Raw genomic sequence first — 6,491 nt, 5'->3', positions numbered from 1 at the left:
ACTGTTCTTATCAAAACTCGAAGTTGGGGCTTTATATGTTAAAAAAAAGCTTCTGTCTAAAAGTTTTTAACTTGCACGTTAAAAACTTTTTACTTATAATCGGTTGTATGGTTGTACGAAAAGAATTTATGAAAATCCTTTGGAATTGGAAGGATAAAAAGGTCATAAAAGTTGTTACAGGCGTAAGGCGTTGCGGAAAATCAACGCTGCTTAGCCAGTTTAAATCGGAAGTCGAAAAACTTGGAGAATGCAACACAATTTCAATCAATTTTGACGACCTTGAAAACGAATTCCTTTGCGATTATCACGTTCTTTATAAGCATTTGAGGGGAAAAATTACTGCAGGGCAGATGAACTATGTTTTTCTTGACGAAATTCAGCTTGTTCCGCAGTTTGAAAAAGTCGTGAACAGCCTTTTTCTAAAGGACAACGTTGACATTTACATCACTGGCTCAAACGCCTATATGCTTTCAGGCGAGATTGCGACTCTTCTCTCCGGTCGGTATGTCGAAATAAAAATGCTGCCGTTTTCGTTTGCCGAATATGCGCAATTCAAGAGTGACTTTTTAAAAAAGGAAGTTACGGCGGATGAAACTTTGTACAACGAGTACGTTTCGGTCGGAGGATTTCCCTATGTCGCGTCAATCAGTACCGATAAGAATCTAGTTCGCGACTATATCCGCGGAATTTATTCCACTATTGTTCTCAAAGACATAATCCAGCGCAAAAAACTTTCTGATTCTGACGTTCTGGAAAAAGTCTGCAAGTTCACGCTTTCTAATGTGGGAAATCTTGTCTCGTCAAAGAAAGTGAGCGACACATTGACAAGCGGCGGACGCAAAACTTCCCCGGCTACTGTGGAAAACTGTTACAGCGCATTGACTGAAAGTTATCTTTTTTACAAAGCGACGCGCTACGATATAAAAGGCAAGGAATTTCTTAAAAGTCTTGAGAAATATTACGCCGTTGACATGGGACTGCGTTTTTTTATGCTGGGAATCAGAACCGGCGATGACGGATTTATCTTAGAAAATGTGGTTTATCTTGAGCTTTTGCGGCGCGGCTATGAAGTCTATGTTGGAAAATACAACGACCTTGAAATTGACTTTGTGGCAAAAAAAGACGGGCTGACAGAATATTATCAGGTTGCGCTTTCTGTGCGTGAGCAAAGCACTTTGGAGCGTGAACTGCGCCCGTTCAGGCTGATGAAGGACAATTATCCGAAACTTCTGATAACTTTGGACAACTCAAACAACATTGACCATAACGGAATAATTCAGATTTATGCGGTAAAGTGGCTGGCTTCTGCATAATTAAAATATTATTTTCTTCTCTTCTGACCGGTCTGTCGTGGGAATTTTTTATGAATACGATTGAAAAAGAAGAAAAAAGATTCCGTACCCATTACGATTTTAGGTTTTTAAGAAAATGACATTCGTACTGAATACGATTCAAGGATTCTGATAAAAACATGATTCGTATTGAGTACGATTTGAAAATTTCTGAAAAGCAATGTTCGTACTGAGTACGATTTTTGAATTTTGGTAAAAATGGCTTTCGTACTCAGTACGATTCAAGAATTTTTAGAAAATAGAATTCGTAATAAGTGCAAGAGATAGAAACAAAAAGCCCGGCGATGAACAAAAGCTTCATTTGAAAAACTTTGTTGCTTTCGCTGGGCTAGAAATTAACTAAAAGTTAATGCAGGATTAGATCTATTTTGTTGTCGCTTTAATTGAGAAGCTAGAGATGCCGCAATTTACCTTTTTAAGCTCTGCAGCCTTTGTCGTAACCCAACTGAATTTAAGTGTATACTCACCTGCATCAAGTTCAACAGAATCTGCTGTCACATCATTCGCTGATTTTGAGCCAGCTTCTGCCTGTTTGCTTGCTTTTGAATTTCCCTCAGCATCAATAATTTCAATTTTTCCAGCAAGAGCTGAGCTTTGTGTGTTAAATGCTTTTACAGCAGTTTCTACATCAGATTTTGCAGAAAGTGTAAATTTATATGTTGCATACGCCATAACAGTACTTGCATCAAAGGAAATCTTCGTGTTTCCATCCTGCAAGTTTGACACAATCAACATACCTGCTGAAGTTGTTCCGTTTTTAACACCGTCATCTCCACTATAAGTTTGAGAACCATATCTTGGGTAGCCGTCATCAAGAGAGTATCCTTCTGCAACGCCTGCACCTTCAATTGCTGTCTGCACGTCTGAGAATACACCTTCCTCTCCTGTGACAGCTGGCGCATTTTCTTCTAAAGAACCATCATACGCAATTGTTGCAGTTTTTGTTGTTCCTGTCTCGCCGCCGGTTTCTGTGCCGCCGGTTTCTCCACCAGTCTCGCTTCCGCCTGTCTCTCCACCAGTTTCACCTCCGGTTTCGCTTCCGCTAGAGCCAGCCACAGTGATAACTAATGTTGCATTCGAAGGAGCTTTGTCAACCTTTGTGTAAGTGGTTGTATATGTTTCGCCGTCTTCAGTCTCTGTTGTTGTGAATGATTTTTTGTCGGAAGAAAAAGTTCCTTCGATTATCTCTGTCTTCTCTTGTCCGGCATCGTCTTTGTATTTGCTCGTGATTGTGATTTTAGAGCCGTCAACAACATACGTGAATGTCTCTTTTTCAGAATAAGGAATATCCACAGAATTTGTCTTTGTATAGTCCAGCTTTTCGTAATCAATAGAATCAGAACCAGCTATATATGCAGTGCCTTTTGAGCTGTCTTCAATATGGACATAAATAACATTTTTATAAGTAAGCTCGACTCCTGCTTCTTCTGTGTTGTCTGAAAAATCCTCCATAGCCCAGTAGGTGTTTTCAAAGCCGTTTTTGTCGCCATCTCCACCGTCATCGTCGCTAGAGCAGGCGATAAAGCTCGTCATTGCCGCAAGAGCTGCAAATGCCGCCGTAATTCTCAACATTTTTTTCATAATTCTCCTCCAAAAAAGAATTTTTTCTTAGATAAGAAAATGATAATATGTCTTTTGTAGAAAATGGGGGGGGGTATTTGCACAATACTGACATTTTTTGTGTTTTTTATCAAAAATCTTTTTTCAATTTTATGCCGTTAATTTTTTTATCTACAATTTCGTGCTAAAATTCTGTTATGGCTTGCGTTTATTCCTACGGCTCTCCGCTCGGGGAGATTTTGATTGAAAGCAACGGAGATTTTTTGACAGGACTTTTCTTTAAGGATTCTCCTGACTCAAAAAAGCATAAGATTTTTGAATCGGATTATGATCAAAATGTGAAAAATGCCCGCGATTCCGGCATTTCTGCCGTTGCCGAGGCTTGCCGCTGGCTCGACATTTATTTTTCGGGGCGGAGTCCTGATTTTGCTCCGAAGTTCAAAATCGAAAATCTTACGCCTTTCAGAAAGCTTGTCGTTGATGAGATGATGAAAATTCCGTTCGGAAAAACTTTGACTTACGGCGAGATTGCAAAGAAAATCGCGGCTGAAAAAGGAATTAAGAAAATGAGCGCGCAGGCGGTCGGGGGAGCGGTGGGCTGGAATCCAATCTGCATAATCGTTCCGTGCCACCGCGTCGTCGGCTCAAACGGAAGTCTGACAGGCTACGGCGGCGGAATCAAAAACAAAATCGCGCTCTTGAAGATAGAAGGAATTGATGTCGGGAAGTTCTCTGTTCCGAAAAATTCGCGATTCTTGTGATTCCCACTTAAAAAACACATAAAATTCACATACATTCAAGTGTAAACTGCTGTTTTTGGAGGATATTATGGCAAATTTAACAATCACTTTGGATGACCAGGACAAAAAGGATATTTCTTCATTCTGCGAGTAGGTCGGAATGACAGTTTCAGGCCTTTACAATGTTTTTACAAAGCAAGTTCTCCGCGAAGGACGGATTCCGTTTGACATTGCCGTTGACCGCCCGAATCGCAAGACAATCAAGGCGATGAAAGAAGGCGACAGAATTGCGAACGACCCGAATGTGAAGGGATATAATAATGTTCATGACTTGATGGAGGCTTTGTTAAAATAATGGAATTTTCAAAAGAAAAAACAAAATACGAAGTAAAATTTACCTCCGCAATGAAAAAGGACATGAAAAAAGTTGAAAAGCGGCATTACGACTTAAGCCTTTTTGCAGAAATAGTAGGAAAACTTGCAAACGGTCTGCCTCTCGATGAAAAATACTGCGACCATGCGCTTGAAGGAAACTGGAAGAACCACCGTGAATGTCACATAAAACCGGACTGGCTTCTAGTTTATCAGGCTCAATTTCGAGTTTTAAATTTTAGTGTCATTATCGGGCTTGACCCGATAATCCATTGGAAAGATTGCTAATCGAGTTAGCTATGCAAACATCGCGGTGTCAAGCACAGCAATGACAGCCTTGTTGGCATAGGAATAACTGTTTAGCAGCTATTTTTATTAAAACTCGAAATTCGACCTATCAGATAAAAGATGATGTGCTGATTCTTGAGCTTTCCCGCACAGGAACCCACGCTGATTTATTCAAAAAATAGAACTTTTTTCCAGCCTGTTCATTTTTTTTCCGAAAACTTGCTGAAAATTTCACACTTCGCGGTAATACGGGCAGATGTCCTCAAAATGTCCGTCTTTCATTCTGAACCCGCCTTTTATTGTTCCAAGCTGAATAAAACCGAGCCTTTCGTACAAATGCCGTGCATGGATGTTTGTTGCAACAACGGCGTTGAACTGCATAATCCTGAATCCTGCGAGCCGGGCTTGAGCAAGGCAGTCTTTTACAAGAAGTTCTCCGATGTGAAGTCCGCGGCAGGCGGAACTTACGGCGTAGCTTGCGTTTGCAATGTGCGAACAGCGGCCGACATTGTTCGGGTGCAGAATGTAAAGCCCGACGGTTTTTCCGCTTTCAGTTTCTTCGGCGACCGCGCAGTAAGTTTGGGAAGCAAAAAAATCCGCTCCGTTTTTTTCAGTCAAAGCTTCTTCCTGCGGAAAGGCGACTCCTTCTTCAACGACTTCATTCCAGATTCCGCACATTGCGGGAATGTCTTTTTCCGCATATTTTCTGATGATTATTTTATTCATGATTTTTCTCTAGCAAGAAATTATAGCGAGCAAAAAAACTGGTGGCAAGATTTTTTTTAGGCAGAAATATTCAATTTCTCTTGACAAGTAACTGTTTGGTAACTAATATACATTCGTAAGTAAACGAACGGTTACTTAATTAACCCAAATGCCGAGTCTTGATAAGAACGGTAATTTAAGTGTCAATCCCGTGCTTGTTTCTTTTGTCATTTCTGTGCTACGGACACAGAAATCTCTGTACGCATGGATTATCGGGTCAAGCCCGATAATGACAAGAACTCAAGCCCGATAATGACGCTAAAATTTAAAACTCGAAATTAAGGGGAATTAAAATTTAAAAGGTAGATAAAAATGCCAAGCGAAACAAAAGAGCAAATTGTAGAAACTGCGCTTGAACTTTTTTCGCAAAACGGATTTTTGGGAACTTCCATGAGCGATATTGCATCCCGCTTAAAAATTACGAAAGGCGCGCTTTACAAACATTACGAAGGCAAGCAGCAGATTCTTGAGCGGATTATTGAGCGCATGGCGGAACTTGATTTGGAACGCGCAAAAAAATACAAAATGCCAGAATCAAATTCCGAAAAATCCGCAGAAGCATACGCTAATATTCCAGCTGAAAAAATCCGCGGGTACAGCATTGCGCAGTTCAGGCATTGGACGGAAGAAAAGTTTTCTGCCCAGTTCCGCAAAATGCTTACATTGGAACAATTCCGAAGCAAAGAAATGTCCAATCTTTATCAAGATTATCTTGTGGCAGGACCGCTTGAATACATGACAAAGATTTTCAAAAAGATAACAAAATCAAAGCCGAAAGCAAGGCAGGTTGCGCTTGAATTCTACGGACCGATTTTTACTCTTTACAGCGTTTACGACGGCGCAGAAGAAGAGTCAAAAAAATCAGTTTTCGTTCAGCTGGAAAAACACATAGAAAATTTTATAGAGCAGTTCGAAAAAGAACGGGCTGAAAAATAATCAAAATAATCTATGGGGTCGAATGTCGAATTTTAATAAAAACAGCTACTAAACAGTTATTTCTATGCTAACAAGGTTGTCATTGCCGTGCTTGACACCGCGATGTTTGCATAGCTAACTCGATTAGCAATCTTTACAACGGATTATCGGGTCAAGCCCGATAATGACAGTAAAATTTAAAACTCGAAATTGAACCTAGGAGGAAAAAAATGGAAGCAATCATCTACACAACAAACACAGGAAGCGCAGAGCAATACGCAAAAATGCTCGCGGAAAAAACAGGGCTTTCTGTTTTTTCAATGGAAGAGGCAAAGTCAAAAGTTGAGGAAGGAAGCGAAATTATTTATCTTGGCTGGATAATGGCGGCGCAAGTCAAAGGCTACAAGACGGCTGCAAAAAAATACAAAATCCGCGCCGTTTGCGCAGTCGGAATGGAAAGAACTGGAACACGCACAGAAGAAATCCGCGAAAAAACTTG

The 6,491-nt window shown here is 40.4% G+C and carries 7 protein-coding genes and 1 pseudogene; 6 read left to right on the top strand and 2 right to left on the bottom strand.

The genetic code is table 11. The features are described from left to right. The first annotated feature begins 35 nt into the window (after positions 1-35). A complete protein-coding gene (locus B4N75_RS05745) occupies positions 36-1,313 on the top strand; it encodes an ATP-binding protein (protein WP_296667652.1) in 1,278 nt (425 codons plus the stop codon). Positions 1,314-1,715: 402 nt separating this feature from the next. Here the strand turns inward: B4N75_RS05745 and B4N75_RS05740 are convergent, their stop codons facing one another. Beyond that, the gene (locus B4N75_RS05740) at positions 1,716-2,933 is read right to left on the bottom strand and encodes a hypothetical protein (RefSeq protein ID WP_296667654.1); all 1,218 of its coding nucleotides are present in this window, start codon (positions 2,931-2,933) and stop codon (positions 1,716-1,718) included. 176 nt (positions 2,934-3,109) lie between these two features. On the opposite strand from B4N75_RS05740, the gene B4N75_RS05735 reads away from it, so the two are divergent. The 3 genes from B4N75_RS05735 (at position 3,110) to B4N75_RS05725 (ending at position 4,312) form a co-directional block, all read left to right on the top strand. After that, positions 3,110-3,673 (top strand): methylated-DNA--[protein]-cysteine S-methyltransferase, encoded by a 564-nt coding sequence (locus B4N75_RS05735; protein WP_296706824.1) that lies wholly within the window; start codon positions 3,110-3,112, stop codon positions 3,671-3,673. 139 nt (positions 3,674-3,812) lie between these two features. Beyond that, complete coding sequence (locus B4N75_RS05730; protein WP_296667659.1) at positions 3,813-4,007, top strand: type II toxin-antitoxin system RelB/DinJ family antitoxin; 195 nt, start codon at positions 3,813-3,815, stop codon at positions 4,005-4,007. After that, positions 4,007-4,312, top strand: coding sequence for a type II toxin-antitoxin system YafQ family toxin (locus B4N75_RS05725; protein WP_296693913.1), 306 nt, complete (start codon positions 4,007-4,009; stop codon positions 4,310-4,312). Before B4N75_RS05730 ends, B4N75_RS05725 begins: the two co-directional genes overlap by 1 nt. Positions 4,313-4,543: 231 nt before the next feature. Here B4N75_RS05725 and B4N75_RS05720 read toward each other — a convergent pair whose 3' ends face one another. Continuing rightward, entirely contained in the window at positions 4,544-5,038 is a 495-nt protein-coding gene (locus tag B4N75_RS05720) for a GNAT family N-acetyltransferase (RefSeq protein ID WP_296693916.1), read from the bottom strand. 351 nt (positions 5,039-5,389) lie between these two features. Here B4N75_RS05720 and B4N75_RS05715 point away from each other — a divergent pair, with 351 nt between their 5' ends. Both B4N75_RS05715 and B4N75_RS05710 read left to right on the top strand, forming a co-directional pair. Further along, positions 5,390-6,013, top strand: a complete 624-nt coding sequence (locus B4N75_RS05715; RefSeq protein WP_296706822.1) for a TetR/AcrR family transcriptional regulator — start codon at positions 5,390-5,392, stop codon at positions 6,011-6,013. 209 nt (positions 6,014-6,222) lie between these two features. After that, positions 6,223-6,491 (top strand): annotated as a pseudogene (locus tag B4N75_RS05710) (hypothetical protein); the annotation flags it as partial.

The organism is Treponema sp. UBA7570 (genome assembly GCA_002477955.1).
In the GTDB taxonomy this organism is placed as follows: domain Bacteria; phylum Spirochaetota; class Spirochaetia; order Treponematales; family Treponemataceae; genus Treponema_D.
The sequence above is the reverse complement of the archived record's forward strand: the minus strand, read 5'-3'. Positions and strand labels throughout refer to the sequence as shown.

What these genes read in the sequence shown, in the direction of transcription:
- B4N75_RS05745 (WP_296667652.1), top strand. Translation starts at nt 36, where the DNA reads ATGTTAAAAAAAAGCTTCTGTCTAAAAGTTTTTAACTTGCACGTTAAA.
- B4N75_RS05740 (WP_296667654.1), bottom strand. Translation starts at nt 2,933, where the DNA reads ATGAAAAAAATGTTGAGAATTACGGCGGCATTTGCAGCTCTTGCGGCA.
- B4N75_RS05735 (WP_296706824.1), top strand. Translation starts at nt 3,110, where the DNA reads ATGGCTTGCGTTTATTCCTACGGCTCTCCGCTCGGGGAGATTTTGATT.
- B4N75_RS05730 (WP_296667659.1), top strand. Translation starts at nt 3,813, where the DNA reads ATGACAGTTTCAGGCCTTTACAATGTTTTTACAAAGCAAGTTCTCCGC.
- B4N75_RS05725 (WP_296693913.1), top strand. Translation starts at nt 4,007, where the DNA reads ATGGAATTTTCAAAAGAAAAAACAAAATACGAAGTAAAATTTACCTCC.
- B4N75_RS05720 (WP_296693916.1), bottom strand. Translation starts at nt 5,038, where the DNA reads ATGAATAAAATAATCATCAGAAAATATGCGGAAAAAGACATTCCCGCA.
- B4N75_RS05715 (WP_296706822.1), top strand. Translation starts at nt 5,390, where the DNA reads ATGCCAAGCGAAACAAAAGAGCAAATTGTAGAAACTGCGCTTGAACTT.